The organism is Geomicrobium sp. JSM 1781026 (genome assembly GCF_041949955.1).
GTDB lineage: Bacteria > Bacillota > Bacilli > Bacillales > Marinococcaceae > Geomicrobium_A.
The window spans coordinates 390,100-415,130 of record NZ_JBHFQF010000003.1 but is presented as its reverse complement, the minus strand read 5'-3'; the positions used below and the strand labels follow the sequence as shown (position 1 = coordinate 415,130).

The following is a 25,031-nucleotide window of genomic DNA, read 5'->3' as shown; positions in this document are numbered from 1 at the left end:
TTCCATTCCTAATTGAATGCGCATTCCTCTATTCTTGCACTAGGAGGGTGCATAATCATTGATTATCTATTGAGACTCTCGCTAAATCTTTGTAGGAAACAGTTCCGATAATTTTGCCGTTTTCTTGAATGGGTACCGCTGCGAGTTCGTTCGACTCTAGAAAACGAAAGGCTGCTTTTATTGAGCTGGAATGATCAATCGCGTCAACGGTTTGTTGTTTTGCCCCATCGTTAATCGTCGTAAACGACTTGCCGTGCTCATCAACGATAAATTGTACATGTTGTAAGTGTGTATCGAATTTCGGTTGAATGTATTCACTTTTTTCAGTAGGAGTGAACACCTCTTTTAATGTGAGATTTCTTTGACTAGAATAACGCCCCATGAAGGCTGACACAGCTGGTGTTGCCGGGTTTTGTTGTAACTCTTCTGCTGTACCGACTTGTTGAAGTTCGCCCTCTTCCATCATCGCAATCCGATCACCGAGTATTGTCGCCTCGCGCATGTCATGCGTTACGAACACGATCGTTTTTTTGATTCGTTGTTGTAATGCTTTAATGTCGGTTTGCAATTGCTCCCGAACGAGAGGGTCGAGTGCGCTGAACGGTTCATCCATGAGAATGATGTCGGGGTCTCCAGCAAGAGCCCTTGCGACACCGATGCGTTGCTGTTGCCCGCCGGACAAATCCTCAGGCAGACGATCTCTGTACGTAGCCGGGTCTAACCCAACAAGATCGAGTAATTCATCAACGCGACGTTCAATGTCTTTTTGCTTCCATTTCTTCATCTCTGGCACAACGGAAATGTTTTCAGCAACAGTCAAGTGCGGAAATAGTGCAATTTGCTGTAACACGTACCCAATGTTCCAACGTAGCTCATGGATATCAACGTCTGTATGTGGTGAACCATTTATCGTGATGGTGCCACTCGACGCATCAATGAGCCGATTAATCATCTTAAGGGTCGTCGTTTTCCCGCACCCACTCGGGCCAATAAGTACGAAAAACTCGCCGCGTTCAATCGTAAAAGATAATCCCTTTACTGCTTTTCTATTCTCTGTAAACGACTTGTCTACTCCGTTAAATGTGATCAACGAGATCAAACACCTCAATATTTAGATTTTGACAGTAGTGGCAATGCTCTTCTCTTATACCCGATTAGTCAGCGGAATATTACTATATCAGACCACATTCGTCAATAAAAGATTGTAGTTGAAGGAAAGTTGCTGTCGTTTTTGATATGATACGGAAGGTAGAGACCATTTGTTGAGGAGATCGTTTATATGAGAGTGTGGATAATATTCGTAAGTATCGCCTTGTTAATGGGGTGCGGGGCAGTTCAAGGAAATGAAGATTTCTTCGAAACCAATCGTGATGAAATGATCGAGCTAGACGTTGTTGAAGAAGAGATTGGCTCGGATTTTAATGAGGTAACTATAGAAAACAATCAAGGCGGCAGTCGAGTTATTCTATATAAAAATGACGGTGTACCACAATACAAATCAGTGTTCATCAAAAACGATCAACGACTGAAAATCATTGCCACAACGGACGATGGTGAAGACCGGGGACTCCTCTTCGAGGACGTGTTGGAACGCTAGTCGACAAAAAAAGCAACTTCTCCTAATTCATAGAGAGGTTGCTTTTTTTGCTTTTCTATTTATTTAAGTAAATAGAAATATTATAATCTCTATAAAGGCAAGTGAAACAGTGGATAGCGTTACTTGGACTCATCGCCGCAGGCTTTAAACCAGTAACATCGGGCTTAAAAGACTTGCACGATATCCATACAGAACGCAAATAGCGACGCTCTCCCGCAAAGAGTAAGCGCCGCCGCAAGTAAGAAAGGGGAGGGAAACCTCCCCACTCCACAATTATAACACATCCACTATATCTATGATAAAAGCGTTTGGGTATACAATCATTATGGTCATAGCGATGATGTATTTCCTAGTCGATTGGCATAAGCCGGCCATGATTGATTATATTAATATATTTATCTTTACCCTTACAATGATCATTTACTTTTTGCACCTTATTAAAGTTATTAAGATGGGGCGGTAAAATGCAATACAACTTTGACAGCACAGACCAATTTGTCGACTACCTCAAAGACAACGTACTCTCAACCAACGAAGCGGCAGAGCTATTAGATGTAACATAAGCACGAATAGGTGCATTGGTAAACCAAGGGATATTAAAGCCGATAAAAGAAAAACCAAGGCTGTTTTTAAAGAACGAAGTTTTAGAGCGAGCGAAAGAGCAGGAAGCGCTGAGAGGGAAGTACAGACCGTACGACCTATAAGCCCGCATAGATTGCGGGCTACATAAGGGAGTGGATCGCATGAACAAGTTCAGGAGTAACTTGTACAAGCTAGCCCGTATCTTGGGAGACATTAATGCAGTTAAGAAAGGGACCATAGGCAAACGCATCGCTAGAAGGGCGGCGGGTAAGGTCACGGGTCGAGGCTTGAGACGGATCTTTAAATGAGCGGGTTGGAATATATTACTAGTAAAAAGAATCAAAATGTCTGTTAATTTGTGTTATAATGGAAATCCATCTTTTGCTCGTTTATCGGGCTTTTATCCCTGTAGCCCATAGCAGGATTTTTTTATGCACAAAAAGACGCACCGCAAGGCGCGTCCAAGTGTAAAGATGACATTTGAGGTCTAAACAGATGGGCAGGCTTTAGCGGGGCCGCCTAAACTTTATTATGTTACATACTTCTAGAATTATACATTAAAGCACTTTCCTAAATTCAGATGATTTTTCTCGCAAGTCTTCTGCTGTGTCGCTTACATTCTGGAATTCCTTCATTGCTTGGGATATGTGCTGAAGAGTTAACTGAAATTGTTCCTCAGAAATGCCCGCAGATACAATAACTCCATCAACATCTACACCGATTGCATCAACGAGCTCATTTACATATTCAATCGATTTTTTGGAGTTGTTGGCAAGGCTACGAACCTCATCAGCAATAACCGCAAACCCTTTACCGCCATCTCCTGCTCTTGCTGCTTCAATAGCAGCGTTCAGTGCCAAAATATCTGTGGTGATTGCAATCTCACTAATGGTTTTTGCTATGCCTTCAATTTTTTTTGAACTTTCTTTTAAGTTGTTAAAAATTATAGTATTTGATTGAGATTGGTTTATTAATTCCTCGGTTTGCTCCTTAATATCAAATCCCTTTAGAAGCCCACGTTTTGCTGTTGTTAGCACCGCGTTAGATGCGTCCAAAATATTTGATGTAATTTCATTTATGGCAGTATCTCTTTTCGTTATGTCGGTGGCTATCTTTATAATAGATATAACGTTCCCATTATCGTCTTTTACTGGCATATAGGTAGCTTCCAGAATAAGGATACTTCCATCCTTCTTTACTCTTTTGATCTTATCTTGAAATTGCTCCCCTAAGCGGAGCTTTTCCCAGAACTGCTCATATTCTTCACTCTGAGAGAAATTATCTAGACATAGTTGGCGATGATGAGTATCAATTAATTCATTTAATGAGTATCCAACTGTTTTAGAAAAGATTGTATTTGCCCATTTGATTATTCCATCAGGCTTAAATTCAATCATTGCTAATGAGTTTTCTACAGCATGTAATAAGTGTCGTTGGTCGTGGTTTTGTCTACTGGATAGAGACGTGTGCATTACTACCTCCTAAATTTAAATTCAAATAATTATAACAAAAAAGAGCATTGTGGTGATCACAAGCGCCTAATTAAATGTAAATAAAATAGTTCGAATCGACTATTAAATTAGTCAATTAAACGTAAAAAAGCACGCTCATTGAGAGCGTGTCAATTACAGGAATTGGAGCGGATGTTACTAGATTGATCTATGTGTTTGACTTTTATTCATTATTGAATGACAAAAACACGGGTGCGGGCCCGCATCTATATCGCCTTACATCCGTCACCACATCAAACTTCAAGTAATGCATCACACCCTCCGCAAGCACATGAAACTGCCGTTGGTCGTGATTGACATAATGACAATGGTCCAAGACCTCGTAAAACAGCCCATCTCGTCAAAATGTAAACTGGATCAACTGGTTGTGTTCCATGCAGTCATCCAAAACGAGAGCAAACTCCTCCCACTGCTGCTCATCAATTTCTGGTTTATCCACCTTTTGGATGATCTTTCTGATGATCCAGCCACGCCTCGCGCCATTCAGGTAAGATCATTGGACTTGATTCCCAGCGCATGTTTGAGCCGGGCGTTAGTTTGTTGTCTTTCACGATGTACCCCCTCAATCGGGAATTTATGATCTTATTATATATTCGAACAAATGTTCTTTATCAAATGTTAAAAAATAGCAGCGTTTTACCACTGCACTTCACGAAAGGTCACCGCTTTGGTACCAAACGACCTCATATCAAAACAAAAGCGAGTTCCAGCAAATGCTGAAACCCGCGTCGTTATTAGTGTTTAGATGGAGCTTCCTACCGGGCTTGAACCGGTGACCTCATCCTTACCATGGATGCGCTCTACCAGCTGAGCTAAGGAAGCGATAAAATGGCTCCGCAGGCAGGATTCGAACCAGCGACCTACCGGTTAACAGCCGGTTGCTCTACCACTGAGCTACTGCGGAATATGTATGCTTGACGTCACGTTCATATCTTAGCACAGTCGGAAGAGTTTGGCAATGCGTGGCATCGTTTTTTGTTTGGAGTGAAAATTTATTTCAAAGATGACTTGTATTTGTGATTTTCGGGTATAGAGTGTAGTAAAATTGGCTTTTATCTATTAAAATCATCCTATAATCTAGAAAATATAACCAAAGGACGCTAGACTTATGTATCAATGGAAAGTATGATTGAGATGCATTGTAAAGTATTGGCTCAAAAGAAATTCGTATATTATGAAAAGAACATAAAAAGATTAGGAATAGAAAGAAATATTGATCTTTTTCGACAAAATATCATCTTTATGTGTAGAATTTTGTTATAATGATAGGGTATTCTTTCACGTTGTTGCCATGGGTTTGTAAGGTAGAAAGCGAACACCTCAGCTGAGCAATACTATTATGATTACGGGGTGAAACTATGGAAATCCGCTTTGCCACGCTCGATGATGTTGAGCAATTAATCGTAATGCGTTGGACGGATGCAAAAGAACAAGACAGTAGTTTGGATGAGAGTAGTTATACTGTTTTCCATGAGGAGTATAATAATTACTTGTTTGAAATTATTTTGAGTGATGAGCATTATGTTTGGGTAGCAGAAGACGATGGAAGTTTGACAGGGCAGATGTCATTGAAAGTTTCTCGAGGTTTTCCTTACCCAGATCAAGAACAAAATGTTTATGCTGTTATAACTAGTGCGTACACGACGCCGCAATATCGAGAGCGTAAGATTCTTGAGAGTATAATGGATGCGGTGAAGCAGTTTAAGGTTGAAGAAGCCATCACGCTCTTGTATGTTTCTTCAGAGATTTGTTGTGAGTCTGCGTTTTTTGAGAAGGCTGGATTTACTTACAGTAGCGCGTTTTTAACGCATATAGACGACCATTCAAATGAGGATTGATTCATATGAACGTCACACCGATCGGTGTTTGGGGTGCGTACCCGAAGCGAGGGGAGGCCACCTCTGCTTTTTTATTGGAAGAAAAAGGGTTTCGCTGTTTGTTTGATTGTGGGAGTGGCGTTTTGTCAGCGCTCCAACTTAAAATATCACTACACGAGCTTGATGCGGTTGTGGTCAGTCATTACCATCCAGATCATGTAGCGGATATTGGATGCTTACAGCATGCGCTATTCATTGATTCACATTTAGGGAAGCGAACGGCTACATTGCCGATTTATGCGCATCCGTATGACAAGGAGCAATTTTCAAGGCTGGATTATCAAAAGGTGTCAAAGGGATTTCCATTAGAGGCAGAGCAGTCATTAACGGTTGGGCCGTGGATAGTGAAGACAACGAACACCGTTCACCCGGTCGATTGCCTTGCGGTTCGCTTCGACTCAGAGAAGTATTCAATAACTTTTACTGCGGATACGGCGTGGAGTGAGGATGTCGTACGTCTTGCCCAAGGTTCTGATACGCTCGTGAGTGAAGCTTCCACGTACGATCATATGATCGAGAAAATTCCAGGTCATTTAAGCGGTAAACAAGCAGGTGAACTTGCTGAAGCGGCAGGTGTGAACCAATTGGTACTTACTCACCTTCCTCAATATGGCGACGTGGCAGATTTAAAGAAAGAGGCGGCGCTCGCCTTTCGCGGCCAAGTGAGGCTAGCGAGAGCGTTCTCCGAGATAACGATAGAAGGGTAGCAAATTGACGATGAACCACATCATAAGACAGCTAAGAGACGATGAGCGACTACCCGTGGTGCTGCTCTTACTCGCAGACCCTGATCAAGGGAAGATTCAAACGTACGGAGCGTCAGGGTATGTATATGTGTTGGAACGTGGCGGTGCCATTGTCGGTGTTTACGTGTTAATGGCGCAGGCTGACAATCAGGTGGAGGTCATGAATGTCGCCGTCGATGAGCGGTTCCAAGGTCAAGGACTTGGAACTCAGCTTGTTAAACACGCAATTGCAGAAGCGAGGCGTATGAAATTTGCTCAGATTATGATAAAAACGGGTAGTACCGGAGTGACGCAACTGTACGTATATCAGAAATGCGGATTTCGGATGGCTCACATCGTACCTGATCACTTTATAAACGAATATGAACAACCGATCTTTGAAAACGGCATCCAACTGCGTGATCAAGTCGTGCTCGTTCAATCATTGCAAGAAAGCGGATAACAGTCCGCTTTCTTTTTTTACGTGAGGGCTAAAAAGATAAGGTAGAGTAAGGGGAGTGTGAAGGCGGCGAGTAGTGTGGTGAGCACAACAGCGACCGAGGCGAAAGGTGTGTCACCGCCGTACAGCTCGCTATACAAACTAATGGTTGGTGCACAAGGTGTTGCTGATAAGAGTACACCGACGGCGAGCCATTGAAACGGGATGTCGAGCAAGACGAGAGGTAAGAAGATGAGTAGTGGCAGGATGAGAAGTCGGTGGGAGACGGCGAACCATAATAAGCGATCTTTCAAGAGGCTCGCAAGTGAGCGCCAACGTTGATCTGAGAGTATGACACCGATCACAATCATGGACAGAGGAATGGTCATCTGGCCGATTGCATCAATAGATGCGAGCAGTGCAACGGGTAAAGAGATCGGGAGAAAGAAAAAGACTAATCCGATGACTGTAGCGATAAGTCCTGGATTCTTCCATACTGGTGGGGTAGGTGCGTTCATAACAGCGATGCCATATGTCCAGATGAGGATAAAATAAACAAGGTTAAAGACTGCGGCGAGAAACATTCCTTCGTGACCAAACAGTTGAAAAACGACAGCGACGCCGATGAAGCCTTGGTTGCCAAAAAGCAATAAGTTTTTGAAAACACCGGATCGGTAGTCAGGGAGTTGCAAGGCTTTAGAGAGCCACCGTCCATACAAAAGGGTAATGCTGAGAAACAGGAATGACATGACGATTAACGTGATAACGGCATACACACGTTCATATTCAAAAGATAAGTGCATGGAGGAAACGATAAGACATGGAAGGGTGACATAGAGGAGCAGTCTCGTAAATACGAGCTTACTCATGGGTGGCAACAGCTTAAACCGCTGAGCAAGCCATCCAAAGATGAGAATGCAATAAAGCACCAACATCTCTTCAAGCAACACAATAAATGCATTCATAAACCCCACCGCCTCCTTATTACTATTCGGTTCGGGTGGGGAATATGTGTCAAATAGGGACAAGGTTTGACAAGGGTTACGCTTTTCTCAACAGTTGGCGAAACCCAAATTGGAGTCGACCGTCGTTGAATTGCAGCAGGTGTTCATCTCCTTGAAGCTGGATCGTTAATGCTCGTGGGCTAACGGAACGGGTTTCAAATTCATGGTCTTGAATCTCAATATACAGGTTGTCGTCTTTCTCGTAGGCGTGGACGACTTGACCTTCGTTCGACTCGTACGTACCGACGATCGCTTGCCGGTCCGCGTGCGTAAGCGCAATATCGGGATATTGAATGGCCTGGGCTTCTGGTTCGATGCCGAGCTCACTTTGTACGGCGCCGTTTAACAGAACTTCTGCAGGGGCACCTGCGATGTTCGTTAAACAGACAGCGCTCATGGCTTTATCTGGAAGGACAGCAAAATGAGCGGAAACGCCTTTAATTCCACCGCCGTGATCAATGCGAGTCGTCCCGAAAAAGTCAGGAGTGATCACCACGCCGTATCCGTAATAGATGCCAGGTTCGATTTGAATATGAGGGGTGCACATCGCCTGGATTCGTTCAGGGGAGAGTAGTCCTTGATGTGGGTCTAAGAAAAACTCGCCGTAGCGAATCATATCTCGAGCAGTGGACTTTACATACCCAGCTGACCACATGGAATAAGCATCCCACCAGCCTGGAGACGCTTCAATCTCAGGATTGTCAGCAGTAGGATCGGCAGAGTACAGGAGCGTCGCTGTGTGCTCATTCAGGTATTTCGGGTCAAAGAATGTAGCGTTCATTTCTAGTGGAGAGAAAAGGTACTCCTCCATATAATCGGCATAAACTTGACCTGACACCCGCTCAATGATGATGCCTAACAGTGCGTAACCATCGTTTGAATAACTGAATACCGTTCCAGGTGCTCCGAGCATCGTGAATGATGTCGTGTTCAAGTAGTCAATGAGGTCATCATACGTCTCGATGCTTTTTTGGTTGGCATCAAGTGGAACGCCCAATTTCATTTGCAAATCAAAACTTCCATCGGCTTCCATCGACGTCTTGTTCGCATAAAAAAGTGTGTTCATTGGGGGGATGCCTGATGTGTGCGTCATTAAATGGTGAATGGTGATCTGTTCTGCCCCGGGGAAAGAGAGCTCTGGAATGTGGGTTGTCACTTTATCTTGGACGTCGAGTTTTCCTCGTTCTTCAAGCTGTAAAATGGCGATACACGTCATGGACTTTGTAATGCTGCCAATGCCAAAGACGGTCTCTATGGTCACGGGTAATTTGTTGGCAACATCTCGGTAGCCAAACCCTTTCTCATAGCGGTCTTTTATTGCAACTATTACACCTGGAGTTTTGTGTGTATCAATGATTGTGTTTGCAAATGATTCGTATGCAGATGCATCCATGGGTTGTTGCCTCCTTTGTTGTTATACGATTGTATCGGACGATCGGTTCAGAATAATTTGCACCGCGCGGTTGGCGATGTGTGCGATGTCGTCTTCTCCGGCTTCTGTTGAGGCGTGGCCTCTGGAAAATATGGAAATGATGAGTGTGTTATGGTCATCTATTCGAATAATGCCTGCGTCGTTAAGATGATCGGCTAATGAGCCGGTTTTATGAAGCACTTGAACGCTTTTAGGTAAGTATCTAGGGATTCGTCGATTCAAATGTTGCCGACGTAAAATGTCCAGTGCGATTGATGTAGATGATGGACTAAGCAACTCTTCAGCGAGAAGACGTTCATAGATTTGGTTCATTTCATTTGGTGTCGTCGTGTTCGTTTCTGTATGTGTTTGAAACACGCGATTATTCGGATCAAATTGTTCCGAGGAAAGGCGTTTGTGAAGCTCAGTTGCGTATGACTGAGAATAAGGCTTTGGTGTAAGGCCGACAGAATGGGCGAGCAGGTCAGAGGTTGTCACGTCCATCGTCGTGCGGGTAAACCCCCAATCTTTTAAGTCTTTTTGCACAGTTTCAAGACCGATGATTTTCAGGATCTTATCGGTGGCAAGATTGTCACTAACAATAATCATGAGCACAGCAAGGTCTTTGAACGTCGGGGCTAGTCCAGGTGAGAGTTCTTTAAGGATCCCTGAACCATACACTTCGTCTTCTTGTGTGAGTGTGACACGTGCCGTGAGGTCAATCTCTCCCCGATCGACTTTCTTTAATAACGAAAGTAAAATTGGGACTTTAAACACGCTCGCTTGTTGGAAAGGATCGTCACCACGCGCAGAGAAGTGTTCCCCGCTTTCCACGTGTGTAACGCTCACCCCGAACACAGCATTCTTTTCTTCAATAAAGGATTGCATCGTTTGCCACATATACTTCACTCCCGAAGCTTGGTACACTCATTATATATTCAAAATTTTCTACAATCAATAAAGTGAGGGGATTGTGTGTACGCAGAATTGAATGGCACGCGCTTATTTTTTGATGTGGATGGGGCGCAGTTTGATGTGGTTGATGGGGAATTAGTGGAGAAACCGGTTTGTTTTGTAGTGCATGGCGGTCCTGGTGGGAATCATGTGGCATTTAAACCGTACTTGGATTCGTTGAAGCCTTACATGCAACTGATTTATATTGATCAGCGAGGATCGGGGTTTTCAGATTCGAGTGATCCTGCTACGTATACGATGGAGCAAAACGTGGAGGACCTTGAATCGCTACGTCAGTATCTAGGGCTTGGGAAAGTGTGGATTTTTGGGCATTCGTATGGTGGGATGGTTGCGCAAGGATATTCTACGCAATATGAACAGCATTTGGACGGGTTATTCCTTATTACGACTGCGGGTCACGGTAATTTTATGCAAATGGCAAAGGAAATTGTTGACGATCGTGGAAGTAAAGAGCACACCGCGTATTGCAACAAGTTGTGGGCAGGGGAGCTGAATACCGATGAGGACTTGCAACGTTTTTATGAATTGATGGGGCCGTGGTATTCAATGAAGTCTGCTGAAAAAAGGCCCGTAACGTATCGTTCTAAAGAAGCGTTGAACCGTGGATTTGGTGGATTTTTGCGGGATATGGACTATATCGAGGCGTTAAAGGACGTTCGGGTGCCAGCGCTCATCATTGCGGGTCAGCATGACTGGATTACACCTCCGGCAGCCAACGAAGAAATTGCAAAGGCCATGCCAAATGGTGAGTATCGGCTGTTTGAAAACAGCAGTCATAAAGTGATGGTTGATGAGCCAGAGCGCTTTCATTATGAAATGGTTAGCTTTTTGGAGCGACATGGGCAAGTGCGGGCCGCTCAGTCGTCGGTTGCTGAAGAACGATGACGGTGGGCATTTTCACCAACAGGTAGTACTCTCATAAGTTACGTTCTTTGAGGGAGGCTCGTCGCCTCCTTCTTTTACTTACGCCAAGAGATATGCTGTTCAGAAGTGAGTAGGTCCGCCCTATCATCTGAATAAAAGACGAGCTGAAAACTTTCAGTTTCTCGTTGCATAAGAGTGACCCCGAGAGCCCCTTCAATGCTGGTTAGAAAATATGAATCGCCGTCAATATTTTTATAATAATTTGCATTTATGGTATAGTCTTTGTTTGTAAGTGAGCATCTGTATGCAATGGGACATGCTGTTGATTGCCTGAAGGGGTTGTATACGTTCCATAAACGAACCCGTCTTCATATTCCCAGAAATTTTGGGTATAAACCTTCAAGGTTGCTCGTCTGTTCGTTAGTCGGGTGTTTTCAAGGTCATGAAAGTGTAATTGAAATTGCAACTGGTACAAAGATTCCGTACCGTCGTTCGATTTATAAGCTTCTGCAATTGTGATGAGAGGTGTGGCTCCCCCGTCTTGTTCGTACCGAACTTCATAATCAGTGGAAATCGGTGTGTAACCATTCGTGTCTAACGGTTGTGCAGGCATTTGTGACGGCGTCGTGTTGTGTTGATAAAGCACGTCGGCGTATTGATTTGATCGGTCCCATAATCCATGTAAAGAGATAGAGACGATCGCAAGCAGTACAATAAAGATGATGATGACGAGCCGTTTAACCATCGTTTTTCATCCTCTCCGTAGGGGGGTAAATCATGATCGAACAAAATCAAAAAGCGTGGGATCAAAAAGTTAAAACGGGTGCCGCGTATACACATCCAGTTTCAAGTGAAGCGATTCAGAAAGCGAAAGAGGGAGATTGGAACATTCACATTACCGTTGACCGACCAGTTCCAAAGCAGTGGTTCCCTTCCTCACTGTACAACGTCAAAATCCTCTGTCTCGCCTCAGGTGGTGGGCAACAAGGGCCAATCCTTGCCGCAGCAGGCGCAGACGTCACTGTTTTTGATCTTTCCGACAATCAGTTAGCACAAGATCGTTACGTCGCGGAGCGCGATGGTCTAATGCTCAAAACGATTCAAGGTGAGATGAGCAATCTGTCTTCTTTTACGAATGAGAGTTTTGACATTATCGTTCATCCAGTATCGAACGTGTTTGTCGAAGACATACAACCTGTTTGGCAGGAGTGTGCCCGTGTGCTGAAAAAAGGAGGGACGCTGATCGCTGGATTTACACACCCGTTTTTAAATGTGTTTGATGATGAGGAAGAAGAGCGGGGAAGGCTCAAGGTACGGCATTCGGTCCCGACAAATTCCATTGCGCACCTTTCAGAAGTCGAGAAGAACCGCTGGTTAGAACAAAATAACACGGTTGAATACGCACATACACTTGAAGATCAACTGCAAGGGCAGATTGATGCCGGCTTCTCCATTATTGGTTTCTATGAGGATGATTTTGGTGGCACTCGGCTCATTGATCAACATATTAAGAGCTTTGCAGCGACCCGGGCGGTAAAAAATGGTGTATAAGGGAATTATACACGAGTGAGTGGGAAGGATGTTTAAAATGGATGCGATAGCAAGTAAAAAGCACCATAAATAATTACGAGCTCCTGACTACGTTCGGGGGCTCGTAATTATTTATGTGAATTAATTGTTTAACAAAAAAATCGGTTTACACAACGTCAACGATTGTATCATCGAGTTGTGATGTGGGAGGAGGGGAGATCATCTTCCGCTCTTATTCCATGAATTGAAATTTTATGCTATAGAGCGGTGGTACTGTCCCACGAGATGAAGCGCGTTGTGCAGGAACCAAGCTTCTCTATGCTTACGGTGACGGTATCACCTGGTTTCAAGTATTCTCGTTGTGATTCCGGCAGTCCCATCGCCACACCTTCGGGAGTTCCAGTTAAGATGATGTCACCTGGTTTTAAGGTGAAATGCTTTGAGATGTAACTAATGATTTCTTTACATGTAAAAATCATATCTGATGTGTTGGAGTTTTGGCGAGTCTCACCGTTCACTGTAGTTGTTAGTGCCAACTGTTGTGGGTCGGGTACTTCATCTTTTGTAACTAAGTACGGGCCGATTGGATTAAAATCGTCAAGTGTCTTACCGAGCAACCATTGTGGTGTGCGTAGTTGCAAGTCTCTTGCTGACAGGTCATTTGCAGTCGCATACCCGAGCACGTAATCAAGTGCGTCGTCTTCAGACACGTCACTCGCCGTTTTGCCGATGACAATCCCAAGCTCCACTTCGTAATCCAACTCATTCGTCACATTGGGAACGACAACGTCATGGTTATGGCCCGTGAGGGTATTATTAAATTTATTAAATAGAATCGGTACTTCAGGATATGGAGAACTTGTCTCATCTGCATGTTTGCGGTAATTTAATCCGACGCAAATAATCTTTTCAGGTTGAGGTATAACTGGACCAAATGTAACATCCGATTCAGCTATATTAGATGAGCTTGTCTTTGAAAGCGTCGTTACAAAATCTTGAAACGCATGTTTCGTATCGTCGTCTGCTTCAATATAGTCCATCATTGACTTTGGCAAATCTGTGCGTTGTTCGTTTGCTAACGTTTGAGTTACGTCGAATACGGATTCATTGATACAAACGCCAAGATGCGGTACTCCGTTTGTTTGTAAGTTGGCGAGTTTCATATATCTTCATCTCCTATACTAGTAATGTTTACGCATCCTTACCAAAGACGACGCCGCCATCTACATAAAGTGGCGAGCCCATCATAAATCTTGCGTCATCTGATGCAAGAAAAAGTGCAGCATCTGCGACATCTTCAGGTTTTCCTAAATCACCTGACAATTGCCGAGTTTTGATCTTAGCAATCGCTTTGTCTGGATCAACGGCTCGTGATAAGTAATCCTCCACAAAGGGTGTCATAATCGTGCCGGGTAGAATTGCATTGACACGAATGTTGTATTTGGCGTAGTCCACTTGCATTTGTTTCGTTAAAGATAGAACAGCACCTTTTGATGTCGCGTAAGATGCTCGTTCTCCAAGGCCAATTTCTGCGATGCAAGAAGACATATTAATCACTACGCCTGACTGTGCGTTCATCATGTATGGAATGACTGATTTTGAAGGTAAGAATACACCTTTGACATTGATGTTCATCACACGGTCCCAGTCAAATTCATCAACTTCATGCAACCGACCAACGCCGCTAACTCCAGCATTGTTAAACAAAACATCGATCCGTCCGTATTTTTGAATGACCTGTTCGACCATGTCGTGTACAGAGCTTGCTTCAGTCGTGTCGGTCTCGATAAACAGGTGATCTCCTTTGAGGGCATCTGCAGTTTGTTTGCCTTTCTCGCAGTCAATGTCTGCGATCACGACAGTTGCACCTTCATTTGCAAAGCGTTCAGCGGTCCGTTGACCAATACCTGAACCGCCGCCAGTAATAATGGCAATCTTCTGACGTAAACGCATACAAATTCCTCCTCATTGTTCATGATGTGCCTACTTTAGCACATCAAAATAGAGAATAGAATTGCGTAATCTAACGAAAAGATACCTTAATTTAAGCTCATTTTGCGGTAGGCGGAAGGAGTCTTTCCGGTCGTGGCTCGAAATGTTCGAAAGAAATGGGGCATGCTCTTATAGCCACACTGCTCAGCAATGTCTTGTACGCTGCAAGACGTATTTCGAAGTAATTCTTTCGCTTTTATCATTCGTTTTGATTTAACAAAATCGCTAAATGTTAATCCGATGGTTGTCTTAAATCGCTTGCTAAAATAAGCTGGATGCACACATGCAGCTGATGCGAGCTGTGTAAGTTCAATCTCTTCATTTAGATGATTGTTAATGTAGTGAAGGCTGTGATGAATCCAGTCTGGCATACCTGTGGTCTCATTTGATGTCGTATGACAATGGCGGGTTAGAAAAATCACTAGCGATTGGATGAGTATGAGAGACATTTCGCCAGTGAAACGATCCGATTTGGAAGTCTCGTACTTGAGCTTATTTAAAAGTTCTAGAAATTCATTCTGCTTTTCTTCGCTCAGATGGTAGCGATGTTTTCTTTGTAACTTTGAAGATGAAAATAAATCAGCGAGCACATCACTGTTTCCACTAAGAATTGATGGACAAAAGAACAAGGCAGAACTCGTAAAAAGAGAGCCATCAGCTGGTTGAGTACAGTGAATTACATTACTCGGGATAATCACAATGTCTCCAGGTTCTAAGTCATAAAATAAATCATCAATAAAAAAGCGGCTCTTTCCTTTATGGACGAAAAATACTTCATGCCATTCATGTAAGTGATGTGGAAGTTCCTCATACTTTGTTTTTGTATGGTGGAAAGCCATGTGAAATGGAACAACATTGAATTCATCAAATTCTTTCACAATCGCATCCATAAAAGCCCCTCCCTTCATAGATTAAAATACGCAAGTTTTTCACCACAAATCGCAATATCATTGCGTAATGATTTCATGATAGCATAAATAAAACATGTTGAAAGCGTTTTCTTATGAAGGGGGATTAATTGAAATGAGAAGAGGGATCGTCAGTGTCTTAGGTGCTATACTCCTTGTCAGTTCAGGTTGTTCCTTAAGTACATCCGCAGCAATCGAGCAAGATGTTCATACGATTAACATCGCTTACGGAAATCAACCAGGTGAACCGCTAGATCAGCAAGCACGAAAATGGGCAGAGCTTGCTGAAGAAGAGAGTGACGGTCGTTTGATTTTGAATGTCTATCCAAGTTCTCAACTTGGAGGTGAGAGCGACATGATTGAACTTGCTATGAGAGGCAACAATGTGATTGTGTTTACGGCTTACGATTTTCTTATGGATTATGTACCTGATCTAGGAATTCTAGCAGCCCCTTATTTGGCCGAAGAGTTTGAAGATCTTCTTTATTTAACAACGACGGATTGGTACAAAGATTTAGAGAATGACATGAATGACATGGGACTCGCACTGTTAGGAAAAGAAACGATCTATGGTGAGCGCCATCTGATGACGAAAACACCCGTCACGACACCAGAAGACTTGCAAGGTATGAAAATACGAGTGCCGAACAACAATCTTTATATTCGTGCATTTCAGGCACTTGGAGCCTCACCAACTCCTTTACCCTTGGGTGATTTGTATGCATCCCTTCAGCAAGGTGTAATCGATGGTGCAGAGAATCCATTGCCTGTTTTGCAAGGGACAAGAACCAATGAAGTGACGAATCATCTAACATTAACGGGACATATGAAGGTGATGAGCATTTGGGTAACAGGTACCGGCATGATGGATGAGTTGCCTGAAGATTTAGAACAAATTCTTTCGGAAACGAGTGAAGAGGCGGCAAGGTATACGCATGCTATTACAGAACAAGAAGAGCAAGAAGCGCTCGAAACATTTAAAAATGAAGGCATGACCGTTCATGAGGTTGACCAAGAGTTGTTCCGAGAAACGGTTGAACCTTTTTATGATTCAATGCCTGCCTGGTCACCTGGTTTATATGAACATGTATTGGAACTAATGGAAGAGCGGCCAAAGGAGGAGTGAAAATGAAGATAAGAAGCATGTTTGAAAAGATAGATGATGTTATCGCAACCGCTGCTCTAAATTTAATCATCGTTATTATTGCTTCCAATGTCTTCTTTCGTTTTGTATTGTCTCAACCATTAACATGGAGCGAAGAGGTTTCACTTGCGTTGTTCGTATGGCTCACGTTTATCGGCGTAAGTGCAGTAATGAAGCGTAATGAACATGTAGGTATTGATTATTTTATTAGAAAGCTTCCTAAAGAATTGTTTCAATTCATTCAGTGGGTACGATGGGGTGTTCTTACGCTAGTAACATCAGTGGTGTTTATCTATTGGGGATTTCTCCTCATGATTAATACGCATTGGAAAGTAACGCCTGTACTTGGCATTGACTTCAAATTGATTTATGTAGCGATACCTTTAGGGGGTGTGCTTGCACTTTACCACTTACTTACGGTTGCTATAAAACGTGACAAATCTTGGTTTATGCAAGAGGAAGGGGCTGTTCAAGATGACGATTCTTCTCATCGTTAGTCTTATCCTTTTGTTAATTGTATTAAATGTTCCAGTAGCATATGCGATGCTCGGAGGTTCACTCGTTTACTTCTTAACGAACGATAGTTTTATGAATGAGACATTAACGCAACGAATGATTAGTGGGGTTGAATCATTTCCATTGCTAGGCATTGTGTTTTTTATTACAGCAGGTGTGTTGATGAATTATACAGGCATCACTCGCCGGATGTTAACCTTTGCCAAACTAGTCACGGGTCATCTTACTGGTGGACTTGCAAAAGTAAATGTCATGATGAGCGTGTTAATGGGCGGTTTATCTGGATCTAATGTTGCTGACGCTGCCATGCAGTCGAAAATTCTCGTACCTGAGATGGTGAAGAAAGGGTATGCACCAGGGTTTTCTGCAGCACTAACAGCGACGAGCTCATTAATTACACCGATATTGCCACCAGGAATTGCCTTAATCTTATATGGATATGTCGGAAATGTCTCGATTGGTGATTTATTTATTGCGGGAATCATTCCAGGGTTATTGCTCGCCGTATTACTATTAATTTATGTACATTTTGCTGCGAGAAAACGTGGGTTTGAGCAAGTCAAGGAAGAACGACCAAATTTCATCGATGTACTGCTCGCTTCTAAGGACGCACTGCTCGCGTTGCTTTTGCCAATTATTATTGTTGGCGGCATTCGATTAGGCGCTTTTAGCCCAACCGAGGCGGGCGCAATTGCTGTCGTTTACGCATTACTAATCGGCTTCTTTGTTTACCGAGAGATGACATTTAGAGATTTATGGCTCGCTTTAAAAGAATCAATCCAAATTATTGCTACAGTCATGATTATTATTGCTGCAGGAACCGCTTTCGGTTGGATTTTGACGTTGGAACAAGTTCCTCAAGCGTTAACATCAAGTATAACAAGCTTAATTGAGCACCCGATTTTGTTTTTACTTATTATCTTTGTCTTTTTATTTATTGTAGGCATGTTTATTGAAGGAAATGTGATGCTCATTATTTTAACACCAATTTTTATACCGATGCTTGATATGTATGGAATTGACCCTGTTCATTTCGGAATATTCTTCATTCTATGTTTGAGTATTGGTACCATTACGCCTCCAATTGGAACCATCATGTTTACTACAGCTGCGATTACAAAAGTAAAAATTGAAGTGTTTATCAAAGAAGTAATCCCGTTTTGGCTACTGCTCATCGTTTTAGCGCTTGTGATTATTTTTATTCCAGCCATTTCACTGTGGTTGCCGGCACTACTTTCTTAAACTAAAAAAAGGAGTGAAGAAAATGAGAATTATACGCTTTTTGGAGAAACAGACCGTTCATGTAGCTGTTGTAGATGGTGAAACGATAAAACTCGCGCCATATGATACGGTGCGCCAGCTGTTAGACATAAGCGGGGGTTCATCTATTTGGATTCGTGAAAAGATGGCGAGTTGGGAAGAAATTCAAGATGAACTTGAGCAACTAGATTTACTCATACCATTTGAGCTTTCAGAGGTGTGGGCAGCTGGTGTCACGTATCAACGTAGTCGTGAAGCTCGTAACTATGAAGCGACGGGTGGCATGGGGAATCAGGCAACATTTTACGATAAAGTATACGATGCGAAGCGCCCAGAAATATTCTTTAAAGCGACTCCTGGAAGAACTGTTGGACCTGGTAAAGCAGTTGCATTGCGTACAGATAGTACGTGGCAAATTCCAGAACCTGAGCTCGGACTTGTTATGAATCGTGAAGGCTTACTGATTGGCTATACGATTGGAAACGATATGAGTTGTCGAGATATTGAAGGAGAAAATCCTTTGTATCTTCCTCAAGCAAAAGTGTGGAAGCGTTCTTGTGCCATTGGACCAACGTTACTTCTAGCAGATAGCGTTACGGATATTAGCGACTTTACGATTCATTGCAAAATAACCCGCAATGGCGTCGTGCTATTTAATGATTCTGCAAGTCTTAAGCAATTAAAACGAACACCTGAAGAACTGATTTCTTATCTACTACAAGACAATGAAATTGAAGATTTTACCGTTCTCTTAACGGGGACATGTGTCGTTCCTGATAACGATTTTACTCTTCAAGAAGAGGATCAAATTGACATTGATATTACAAAGATTGGAACGTTATCAAATAAGGTAAATAGCCATCAAAGAACAAACAAGGAGCTGGTTTAAGATGACACAAATGAAAACAAAAACAACATTCCAAAGTATAAACCCTGCTAGACCAACTGAGATCGTTGGGCATGTCGAAGATGTATCCATCGAAATGCTTGAGAACATCATTGCACGTTCAAAGCGAGCACAACCTGGATGGGCGAAGCTTCCTGCACCAGAGCGAGGAATGTATCTACATCGAGCGGCTGACGAACTGCAAATTCAATTAGAAGAAATTGCTACGACGATGACAAAAGAGATGGGCAAAACATTAGCAGAAGCAAAAGGGGAAACGGCACGCGGTATTGCAATTTTACGCTACTTTGCCGGTGAAGGCATGAGAGAAATCGGTCAGGTTATTCCGTCAACCGATGCGGATGCGTTAATGTATACGACCCGTTGTCCACTTGGCGTCGTTGGCGTCATAACCCCATGGAACTTCCCGGTGGCGATCCCACTATGGAAGATTGCTCCGGCACTCGCCTATGGCAATACAGTGATATTAAAACCAGCAGAAGAAGCCTCTGTTACGGCCCAAAAGGTAATCGCTTGTTTTGAAGCTGCGCAATTTCCTGAAGGTGTTGTCAACATAGCAACGGGAAAAGGAGCAGAAATCGGTAAAGCACTCGTCGATCATGCTTATGTGTCTGCAATAACTTTTACAGGCTCTAATACAGTAGGGAAACAAATTGGTCAATCAGCACTTGAGCGTGGTGCGAAGTACCAGCTAGAAATGGGGGGTAAAAATCCTGTAATTGTAACAAAAGATGCCGATTTGGAAGTCGCTGTAGAAGCAACAATTAGTGGTGGTCTCAAATCAACGGGACAAAAGTGTACAGCGACAAGTCGCGTTATTGTGGAAGATGATGTGTATGATTCGTTTAAAGATAAACTTCTTCATGCCATCGGGGAAATCACGGTGGGAGATGGCATGCACGAAAGTACGTGGATGGGGCCGCTCGCGACGAAAACGCAATTTGATCGAGTGTTACAAGCCATTGAAAATGGAAAAAAAGAAGGTGCCACATTACTTGCCGGTGGAAATCGTGTTTCTTCCTTAGAGGGGTATTTTGTTGAGCCGACCGTTTTTGAACATGTCGATCATTCAATGTCCCTTGCTCAAGAAGAGATTTTCGGGCCTGTTTTAGCTCTCTTTCGTGTATCCAGCTTAAAAGAAGCGGTAGAACTTGCGAATGATTCCAATTATGGATTGAGTGCTTCGATTTTTACGACAAACATTCAAGAAATGCTTGCGTTTACAACCGATATGCAAGCAGGGTTAGTTCGTGTCAACGCAGAAAGTGCAGGTGTTGAATTGCAAGCGCCATTTGGAGGTATGAAAAGTTCCAGCTCCCATTCAAGAGAGCAAGGTCGTGCAGCGATTGAGTTTTTTACATCTGTGAAAACGGTTTTCGTGAAAGGGTGATGGCGATGCGAACACACGTCATAATGAGACCAACCGACAACGTCGCTACAGCGATTACAACCTTGAACGCATCGGATATAGTGACAATTGATGGGTTTGATGAAGTTACGATTCTTACGAATGAAGGCATTGATTTTGGCCATAAATTTGCGATCGTAAACATTAACCAAGGTGCAGATATAATCAAATACGGGGAAGTCATCGGAATTGCATCATGTGCTATTCAAGCAGGTGAGCATGTACACGTTCATAACGTCGATGGAAAACGAGGAAGGGGAGATGTGAACGATGAATTACAAACTAAGCGGATACAGAAGAACTGATGGTACCGTTGGGATACGCAACCACGTATTGATTTTGCCTACGATTGTATGCGCCACACAAGCGGCAATGAATGTAACAAAACTCGTCGACGGTACGGTATCCGTAGTCCATCAACATGGTTGTGCACAAGTCGGCGTCGATTATGAGCAAACCTTCCGCACGTATGTAGGAATGGGTCTAAACCCAAACGTTTACGGCGTTGTAGTGATGGGGCTCGGTTGCGAAACACATCAAGGGCGAAGTGTGGCTGATGAGATCGCGAAACGAACAGACAAACCTGTGGAACTCGTCTCAATTCAAGATCATAGTGGAACGTTACAAGCGACTGCTGAAGCGGCAAAAATTGCTACGCGAATGGTTCAAGATGCGTCAATGGTTGAACGAGAGCCGATTCATTTTTCGGATTTAATTGTCGGAACAGAGTGCGGAGGTTCTGATGCATGTTCTGGACTATCTGCAAATCCTGCTGTCGGATATGTGAGTGATCGAATTGCTCAAAGCGGGGGAACGTCAATTTTAGCAGAAACGACTGAATTAATTGGTGCCGAGCATTTACTTGCTGAACGTGCAAAAGATGATCATGTCGCAAAACGAGTGTATGAAGTGATTGAAGCAATGGAAAATCGCGCATTCAGTATGGGTGTTGATATTCGTACAGGTAATCCGAGTCCTGGTAATCGGGAAGGAGGTCTTACAACCCTTGAAGAAAAATCACTTGGGGCAGCTGCAAAAGCAGGGTCTTCTCGTCTTAATGAGCTCGTTAGTTATGCAGAACGTCCAACTGAAAAAGGGTTAGTCTGGATGGATACCCCAGGTCATGATATTGAGCAGCTTACAGGCATGACAGCAGGGGGAGCACAACTCGTATTATTTACAAGCGGTAGAGGGACACCAACAGGATCACCAATTGCACCGGTAATAAAGATATCTACGAACTCACAAATGTTTGAAACAATGAACGATAATATGGACGTGAACACAGGAACGATTATCGAAGGGAAAGAAACAATTGAAGATGCAGGTGAGCGACTGATGCAAGAAATTGCAACGGTTGCATCGGGGAAACGTACGAAGGCAGAAATCTTTAAGCAACATGATTTTGGAATTTGGCGTATTGGCCCAACGTTCTGATCGTATATTAGATGAGCATTCCCTTTAATAAGGAATGCTCATTTTTGAATAAAGCCGGATTCATAAATTCCAGCGAAATCTCCGAGGTTTTCACGTCAAGATAAAGGGTGGCCTCTGAACATCAGTCTGTCGAATCGCGTGTACATAGCATCAAAGATTGCGTTCATAGAATACGGAAAGGTTTAAAGGTTCAACTCGAACGTGGGTTGTGCTATCCGATCACATCAGTAGCTGTAAAGAACGGGGGCAAAGATTCAAGCTTAAGCGCTTGTTTAAGCGTTAACGATACAGCAACCATGAAGGCAACATATATTCAAGTGCAGGATCATGGACTACCAAAGGAGGAGTCAAACCGTCCATTCTGTCCACAAAAGTAGGGATAAAGTGGATAAATATGTGGAAAAGCACACGCCTGTGTACAGTTACCCACATATCTGAACATATGTGGGTAACCTCAATTAATTTGAAAGTGAAGTTATACACAAGAGCCTAAAGGCTACATGTGGTAATCTCACCATGCTAGTAAATATGAAATGCCCGTGTTCGGGTAAACATCTTTATGCTGTAGTGAGCGGTAACGATTCATCTTTCACCCATTCGGTCATGGAGCCGTCATAAACAGCAACGTCTTCTCTGCCGAGCATATACATAATGAAGGCATTCCACGTAGCGGCAATGCCACCACCGCAATAGGTGATTACTTTTTTATTCTCATCAAATACACCCATCGGTTCAAAAATCTCGCGTAGTTCTTTTTCTTTTTTTACGAGTAATGACTCTTCGTCAGACAAGCTTCGGAAGTACACGTTTACGCTGCTTGGAATGTGTCCGGGCCTGCCGTACGTGTTCACCGTTCCGGAAAATGTATCCGGAGACAGGCAATTCATTAACACCGTGGATGAATCGGTCATTGCATTCTTCACGTCTTCTTTCGTTGCGAGAAGTTCTGGCCTGCGTTCGAAAGTAAAGTTCGCCCGAGGGTTCGTTTCTACCCCGGAGCGCATCTCGCGGTTTTCACGTTCCCATTTACGGATCCCACCTTCGAGTATGGAAATGTCGTCGAATCCTTCAAAACGCAGCATCCACCACACTCGAGTAGCCCAGTCTGAAGCCGCATTGCTTGATCCCACTTCCGCGACGCGGTCATAAATGACAACGTGTTTGCCTTCACCAACACCTAGTGCTTCGATCTTATCAACGAATCGTTCTCTTGAAGGGAGTGTGAATGCTTTCTCGTCATCAGGGTCAGCAAGTTCGTGCAATACATCTGCGTGTACAGCGCCAGGAATGTGCGCTTCTTTATAGGCGTCGATCCCGCTATTAATCGAGTACAAACCGTCTCCTTCTGGTAACTTGAGAAATGTTGTTGCATCTAGGATCACAAGGTTGTCGTCATGTAAATGTTCTGCTAGCCAATCAGTAGAAACGAGTGGTCCGATGGTTGTCATCGTAAATCCTCCTTTTTTTAAAAAAATATCACTATTCCTAGCGACTTACAAGGAATTTGACTTTTCAATGGATTGGAGAAGTGATTATGAAAAAAGTATTCCCATGTCCCTAAAAACTATGAATGTCCATTTTACCGAGTCGTCAAAGGAATAGCACGACCAAATAACGGGACGAAGCAAAAGTACATTGTTTACCAAGATTCGAATGTGACGGTCTTCGTTGCAAGTAAATGGTGGCCGAACAATCACGGGCACGTGCTCGTTGTTCCTAACGAACATTATGAAAACCTGTATGAGCTCCCCGTTCACCTTGCGGGACCAATTCATTACGTTACCCAGCTCGTCGCCCATGCCATGAAAGAAGCATATGGATGCGATGGCATCTCTACTCGTCAACACAACGAACCCGCCAGCAACCAAGACGTATGGCATTATCATTTGCACGTATATCCAAGGTACAAGAACGATCAGCTCTACACAACGAAAGGCAGTCAGACACTGCCGGGGTGGGGGAGGCTCTTGAGAAGTCGTTGCGAGAAACGATCGAGAGATTAAATCGTTGAAGGAAAGGAAAGCGATGCGTCGAAACGTTTAAAGGAAAGTGAGGTGGGACCGAATGTCTTCTATACTGCATAATGATAAGGTGCGTATTTTTGAAAGCAAACACAAAAACTTTCAAGAAGTACACAAGCATTTTCATGAGACATTTCAGATTTTATATGCACTTGAAGGGCACGGAAACTGTCAGCTCGGCAATGATGACTATATCATCACCAAAGATGATGTACTCATCATTCCTCCGTTCACTTCCCATTCCATAAGTGCAAATACAAAACTTACCATATTGGTGCTAGAATTTGACCAAAAATATTTAAATACCCATATCGAAGATGACCTGCTGGAGCGGGCATTTATACAACCTGAGCGAAGGACATTGTATCCATTCGAAAGCAGTGAGTTTAGGCAACTACTGCGTAAAATGCTGTACGAAATATCACTGCAGGATGATTTGCAGGACCATATCCTTAAATCTCACTTAATTGAGATATTGTGTATTCTTATCCGCTCTAAACGATCAAAATCCACGAATCAATATCAAAGTGTGGTTCGGCCAGAGAGCATTAAAGAAACCATTGACCGCCGTTATTATGAACTACAAAGTCTCGAAGATTTATCAAAAAAAGTCAACGTGAGTAAGAGTTATATACAAAGAATTTTTAAAGATCAGTATTCCCGGACCCCTATGCATTATCTGTCTGAAGTAAGGATTGGCCGTGCAAAGCAGTTACTTACTGAATCGGATCAAGAAATTTCATCCATATGTTTTGAAGTTGGCTTCTCATCATTGGCGACGTTTTATCGTATTTTTAAAAAGCATGTGGGAATCCCGCCAAACACATATCGTTCGACATACAATAAAACATAAGTCAACGCCTTTGCGCAGGCTTATGTTTTTTATTTGAAAAATCAGTTCTTTTTTTGAGAAATTCAGAATG

At 43.1% G+C, this 25,031-nt stretch carries 26 protein-coding genes and 2 tRNA genes; 15 read left to right on the top strand and 13 right to left on the bottom strand.

The window, feature by feature from the left end:
- Positions 1-55: 55 nt before the first annotated feature.
- The gene (locus ACE1TF_RS07385; RefSeq protein WP_375015560.1) at positions 56-1,090 is read right to left on the bottom strand and encodes an ABC transporter ATP-binding protein; all 1,035 of its coding nucleotides are present in this window, start codon (positions 1,088-1,090) and stop codon (positions 56-58) included.
- 189 nt (positions 1,091-1,279) lie between these two features.
- Here ACE1TF_RS07385 and ACE1TF_RS07380 point away from each other — a divergent pair, with 189 nt between their 5' ends.
- Positions 1,280-1,597, top strand: coding sequence for a hypothetical protein (locus tag ACE1TF_RS07380; protein ID WP_042403243.1), 318 nt, complete (start codon positions 1,280-1,282; stop codon positions 1,595-1,597).
- A gap of 1,139 nt (positions 1,598-2,736) precedes the next feature.
- On the opposite strand, the gene ACE1TF_RS07375 is transcribed toward ACE1TF_RS07380, so the two are convergent.
- The 4 genes from ACE1TF_RS07375 to ACE1TF_RS07360 form a co-directional block, all read right to left on the bottom strand.
- Entirely contained in the window at positions 2,737-3,651 is a 915-nt protein-coding gene (locus ACE1TF_RS07375) for a methyl-accepting chemotaxis protein (protein WP_042403248.1), read from the bottom strand.
- Positions 3,652-4,030: 379 nt separating this feature from the next.
- Positions 4,031-4,129 carry a YolD-like family protein gene (locus tag ACE1TF_RS07370; RefSeq protein ID WP_193744793.1) on the bottom strand — a complete coding sequence of 33 codons (99 nt, stop codon included), beginning with the start codon at positions 4,127-4,129 and terminating at the stop codon, positions 4,031-4,033.
- A 307-nt stretch (positions 4,130-4,436) separates the two neighbouring features.
- A tRNA-Thr gene (locus tag ACE1TF_RS07365) sits at positions 4,437-4,512 on the bottom strand.
- Positions 4,513-4,519: 7 nt separating this feature from the next.
- Positions 4,520-4,594, bottom strand: a tRNA-Asn gene (locus tag ACE1TF_RS07360).
- A 454-nt stretch (positions 4,595-5,048) separates the two neighbouring features.
- Here ACE1TF_RS07360 and ACE1TF_RS07355 point away from each other — a divergent pair.
- The 3 genes from ACE1TF_RS07355 to ACE1TF_RS07345 are packed head-to-tail and all read left to right on the top strand — an operon-like array spanning position 5,049 to position 6,755.
- A complete protein-coding gene (locus tag ACE1TF_RS07355; RefSeq protein WP_042403250.1) occupies positions 5,049-5,528 on the top strand; it encodes a GNAT family N-acetyltransferase in 480 nt (159 codons plus the stop codon).
- Between the two features lie 5 nt (positions 5,529-5,533).
- Complete coding sequence (locus ACE1TF_RS07350; RefSeq protein WP_375015556.1) at positions 5,534-6,274, top strand: MBL fold metallo-hydrolase; 741 nt, start codon at positions 5,534-5,536, stop codon at positions 6,272-6,274.
- 10 nt (positions 6,275-6,284) lie between these two features.
- Positions 6,285-6,755, top strand: a complete 471-nt coding sequence (locus ACE1TF_RS07345) for a GNAT family N-acetyltransferase (RefSeq protein ID WP_375015554.1) — start codon at positions 6,285-6,287, stop codon at positions 6,753-6,755.
- 17 nt (positions 6,756-6,772) lie between these two features.
- Here ACE1TF_RS07345 and ACE1TF_RS07340 read toward each other — a convergent pair whose 3' ends face one another.
- The 3 genes from ACE1TF_RS07340 to ACE1TF_RS07330 form a co-directional block, all read right to left on the bottom strand.
- On the bottom strand, positions 6,773-7,696 hold the full coding sequence (locus ACE1TF_RS07340; RefSeq protein WP_375015552.1) for an AEC family transporter: 924 nt from the start codon (positions 7,694-7,696) through the stop codon (positions 6,773-6,775).
- Positions 7,697-7,772: 76 nt separating this feature from the next.
- Positions 7,773-9,128, bottom strand: a complete 1,356-nt coding sequence (locus ACE1TF_RS07335; protein ID WP_375015550.1) for a serine hydrolase domain-containing protein — start codon at positions 9,126-9,128, stop codon at positions 7,773-7,775.
- 21 nt (positions 9,129-9,149) lie between these two features.
- Positions 9,150-10,046: a serine hydrolase gene (locus ACE1TF_RS07330; protein ID WP_375015548.1), complete on the bottom strand. Its 897-nt coding sequence runs from the start codon at positions 10,044-10,046 to the stop codon at positions 9,150-9,152.
- 75 nt (positions 10,047-10,121) lie between these two features.
- On the opposite strand from ACE1TF_RS07330, the gene ACE1TF_RS07325 reads away from it, so the two are divergent.
- Positions 10,122-11,006, top strand: a complete 885-nt coding sequence (locus ACE1TF_RS07325; protein WP_375015546.1) for an alpha/beta fold hydrolase — start codon at positions 10,122-10,124, stop codon at positions 11,004-11,006.
- A gap of 247 nt (positions 11,007-11,253) precedes the next feature.
- Here ACE1TF_RS07325 and ACE1TF_RS07320 read toward each other — a convergent pair whose 3' ends face one another.
- Complete coding sequence (locus ACE1TF_RS07320) at positions 11,254-11,730, bottom strand: hypothetical protein (RefSeq protein WP_375015544.1); 477 nt, start codon at positions 11,728-11,730, stop codon at positions 11,254-11,256.
- A 32-nt stretch (positions 11,731-11,762) separates the two neighbouring features.
- On the opposite strand from ACE1TF_RS07320, the gene ACE1TF_RS07315 reads away from it, so the two are divergent.
- Positions 11,763-12,536 carry a class I SAM-dependent methyltransferase gene (locus ACE1TF_RS07315; protein WP_375015542.1) on the top strand — a complete coding sequence of 258 codons (774 nt, stop codon included), beginning with the start codon at positions 11,763-11,765 and terminating at the stop codon, positions 12,534-12,536.
- Positions 12,537-12,772: 236 nt separating this feature from the next.
- Here ACE1TF_RS07315 and ACE1TF_RS07310 read toward each other — a convergent pair whose 3' ends face one another.
- The 3 genes from ACE1TF_RS07310 to ACE1TF_RS07300 all read right to left on the bottom strand — a co-directional run bounded on the left by ACE1TF_RS07310 (position 12,773) and on the right by ACE1TF_RS07300 (position 15,397).
- Positions 12,773-13,678, bottom strand: coding sequence for a fumarylacetoacetate hydrolase family protein (locus ACE1TF_RS07310; protein ID WP_375015540.1), 906 nt, complete (start codon positions 13,676-13,678; stop codon positions 12,773-12,775).
- Positions 13,679-13,706: 28 nt separating this feature from the next.
- Entirely contained in the window at positions 13,707-14,468 is a 762-nt protein-coding gene (locus ACE1TF_RS07305; RefSeq protein ID WP_375015538.1) for an SDR family NAD(P)-dependent oxidoreductase, read from the bottom strand.
- Positions 14,469-14,554: 86 nt separating this feature from the next.
- A complete protein-coding gene (locus tag ACE1TF_RS07300; protein ID WP_375015536.1) occupies positions 14,555-15,397 on the bottom strand; it encodes an AraC family transcriptional regulator in 843 nt (280 codons plus the stop codon).
- A gap of 133 nt (positions 15,398-15,530) precedes the next feature.
- On the opposite strand from ACE1TF_RS07300, the gene ACE1TF_RS07295 reads away from it, so the two are divergent.
- The 7 genes from ACE1TF_RS07295 to ACE1TF_RS07265 are packed head-to-tail and all read left to right on the top strand — an operon-like array spanning position 15,531 to position 22,087.
- Positions 15,531-16,541: a C4-dicarboxylate TRAP transporter substrate-binding protein gene (locus ACE1TF_RS07295; RefSeq protein WP_375015534.1), complete on the top strand. Its 1,011-nt coding sequence runs from the start codon at positions 15,531-15,533 to the stop codon at positions 16,539-16,541.
- Positions 16,542-16,543: 2 nt separating this feature from the next.
- Positions 16,544-17,056, top strand: coding sequence for a TRAP transporter small permease (locus tag ACE1TF_RS07290; protein ID WP_375015533.1), 513 nt, complete (start codon positions 16,544-16,546; stop codon positions 17,054-17,056).
- Positions 17,034-18,317, top strand: a complete 1,284-nt coding sequence (locus tag ACE1TF_RS07285; protein WP_375015531.1) for a TRAP transporter large permease — start codon at positions 17,034-17,036, stop codon at positions 18,315-18,317. Before ACE1TF_RS07290 ends, ACE1TF_RS07285 begins: the two co-directional genes overlap by 23 nt.
- A gap of 22 nt (positions 18,318-18,339) precedes the next feature.
- Positions 18,340-19,224 carry a fumarylacetoacetate hydrolase family protein gene (locus ACE1TF_RS07280; protein ID WP_042403275.1) on the top strand — a complete coding sequence of 295 codons (885 nt, stop codon included), beginning with the start codon at positions 18,340-18,342 and terminating at the stop codon, positions 19,222-19,224.
- Position 19,225: 1 nt separating this feature from the next.
- The gene (gucD, locus tag ACE1TF_RS07275; RefSeq protein WP_042403277.1) at positions 19,226-20,632 is read left to right on the top strand and encodes an alpha-ketoglutaric semialdehyde dehydrogenase GucD; all 1,407 of its coding nucleotides are present in this window, start codon (positions 19,226-19,228) and stop codon (positions 20,630-20,632) included.
- 5 nt (positions 20,633-20,637) lie between these two features.
- A complete protein-coding gene (locus tag ACE1TF_RS07270; protein WP_307189861.1) occupies positions 20,638-20,955 on the top strand; it encodes a UxaA family hydrolase in 318 nt (105 codons plus the stop codon).
- On the top strand, positions 20,921-22,087 hold the full coding sequence (locus ACE1TF_RS07265; RefSeq protein WP_042403280.1) for a UxaA family hydrolase: 1,167 nt from the start codon (positions 20,921-20,923) through the stop codon (positions 22,085-22,087). Before ACE1TF_RS07270 ends, ACE1TF_RS07265 begins: the two co-directional genes overlap by 35 nt.
- 557 nt (positions 22,088-22,644) lie before the next feature.
- On the opposite strand, the gene ACE1TF_RS07260 is transcribed toward ACE1TF_RS07265, so the two are convergent.
- The gene (locus ACE1TF_RS07260; RefSeq protein WP_375015527.1) at positions 22,645-23,535 is read right to left on the bottom strand and encodes a sulfurtransferase; all 891 of its coding nucleotides are present in this window, start codon (positions 23,533-23,535) and stop codon (positions 22,645-22,647) included.
- A 150-nt stretch (positions 23,536-23,685) separates the two neighbouring features.
- Between ACE1TF_RS07260 and ACE1TF_RS07255 the strand changes: the two genes are divergently transcribed.
- Positions 23,686-24,090, top strand: a complete 405-nt coding sequence (locus ACE1TF_RS07255; RefSeq protein WP_081829394.1) for an HIT family protein — start codon at positions 23,686-23,688, stop codon at positions 24,088-24,090.
- Between the two features lie 61 nt (positions 24,091-24,151).
- On the top strand, positions 24,152-24,961 hold the full coding sequence (locus tag ACE1TF_RS07250; protein ID WP_042403286.1) for a helix-turn-helix transcriptional regulator: 810 nt from the start codon (positions 24,152-24,154) through the stop codon (positions 24,959-24,961).
- Positions 24,962-25,031: the final 70 nt, after the last annotated feature.

What these genes read in the sequence shown, in the direction of transcription:
- ACE1TF_RS07380 (WP_042403243.1), top strand. Translation starts at nt 1,280, where the DNA reads ATGAGAGTGTGGATAATATTCGTAAGTATCGCCTTGTTAATGGGGTGC.
- ACE1TF_RS07375 (WP_042403248.1), bottom strand. Translation starts at nt 3,651, where the DNA reads ATGCACACGTCTCTATCCAGTAGACAAAACCACGACCAACGACACTTA.
- ACE1TF_RS07355 (WP_042403250.1), top strand. Translation starts at nt 5,049, where the DNA reads ATGGAAATCCGCTTTGCCACGCTCGATGATGTTGAGCAATTAATCGTA.
- ACE1TF_RS07350 (WP_375015556.1), top strand. Translation starts at nt 5,534, where the DNA reads ATGAACGTCACACCGATCGGTGTTTGGGGTGCGTACCCGAAGCGAGGG.
- ACE1TF_RS07345 (WP_375015554.1), top strand. Translation starts at nt 6,285, where the DNA reads ATGAACCACATCATAAGACAGCTAAGAGACGATGAGCGACTACCCGTG.
- ACE1TF_RS07340 (WP_375015552.1), bottom strand. Translation starts at nt 7,696, where the DNA reads ATGAATGCATTTATTGTGTTGCTTGAAGAGATGTTGGTGCTTTATTGC.
- ACE1TF_RS07335 (WP_375015550.1), bottom strand. Translation starts at nt 9,128, where the DNA reads ATGGATGCATCTGCATACGAATCATTTGCAAACACAATCATTGATACA.
- ACE1TF_RS07330 (WP_375015548.1), bottom strand. Translation starts at nt 10,046, where the DNA reads ATGTGGCAAACGATGCAATCCTTTATTGAAGAAAAGAATGCTGTGTTC.
- ACE1TF_RS07320 (WP_375015544.1), bottom strand. Translation starts at nt 11,730, where the DNA reads ATGGTTAAACGGCTCGTCATCATCATCTTTATTGTACTGCTTGCGATC.
- ACE1TF_RS07315 (WP_375015542.1), top strand. Translation starts at nt 11,763, where the DNA reads ATGATCGAACAAAATCAAAAAGCGTGGGATCAAAAAGTTAAAACGGGT.
- ACE1TF_RS07310 (WP_375015540.1), bottom strand. Translation starts at nt 13,678, where the DNA reads ATGAAACTCGCCAACTTACAAACAAACGGAGTACCGCATCTTGGCGTT.
- ACE1TF_RS07305 (WP_375015538.1), bottom strand. Translation starts at nt 14,468, where the DNA reads ATGCGTTTACGTCAGAAGATTGCCATTATTACTGGCGGCGGTTCAGGT.
- ACE1TF_RS07300 (WP_375015536.1), bottom strand. Translation starts at nt 15,397, where the DNA reads ATGGATGCGATTGTGAAAGAATTTGATGAATTCAATGTTGTTCCATTT.
- ACE1TF_RS07295 (WP_375015534.1), top strand. Translation starts at nt 15,531, where the DNA reads ATGAGAAGAGGGATCGTCAGTGTCTTAGGTGCTATACTCCTTGTCAGT.
- ACE1TF_RS07290 (WP_375015533.1), top strand. Translation starts at nt 16,544, where the DNA reads ATGAAGATAAGAAGCATGTTTGAAAAGATAGATGATGTTATCGCAACC.
- ACE1TF_RS07285 (WP_375015531.1), top strand. Translation starts at nt 17,034, where the DNA reads ATGACGATTCTTCTCATCGTTAGTCTTATCCTTTTGTTAATTGTATTA.
- ACE1TF_RS07280 (WP_042403275.1), top strand. Translation starts at nt 18,340, where the DNA reads ATGAGAATTATACGCTTTTTGGAGAAACAGACCGTTCATGTAGCTGTT.
- gucD (WP_042403277.1), top strand. Translation starts at nt 19,226, where the DNA reads ATGACACAAATGAAAACAAAAACAACATTCCAAAGTATAAACCCTGCT.
- ACE1TF_RS07270 (WP_307189861.1), top strand. Translation starts at nt 20,638, where the DNA reads ATGCGAACACACGTCATAATGAGACCAACCGACAACGTCGCTACAGCG.
- ACE1TF_RS07265 (WP_042403280.1), top strand. Translation starts at nt 20,921, where the DNA reads ATGAATTACAAACTAAGCGGATACAGAAGAACTGATGGTACCGTTGGG.
- ACE1TF_RS07260 (WP_375015527.1), bottom strand. Translation starts at nt 23,535, where the DNA reads ATGACAACCATCGGACCACTCGTTTCTACTGATTGGCTAGCAGAACAT.
- ACE1TF_RS07250 (WP_042403286.1), top strand. Translation starts at nt 24,152, where the DNA reads ATGTCTTCTATACTGCATAATGATAAGGTGCGTATTTTTGAAAGCAAA.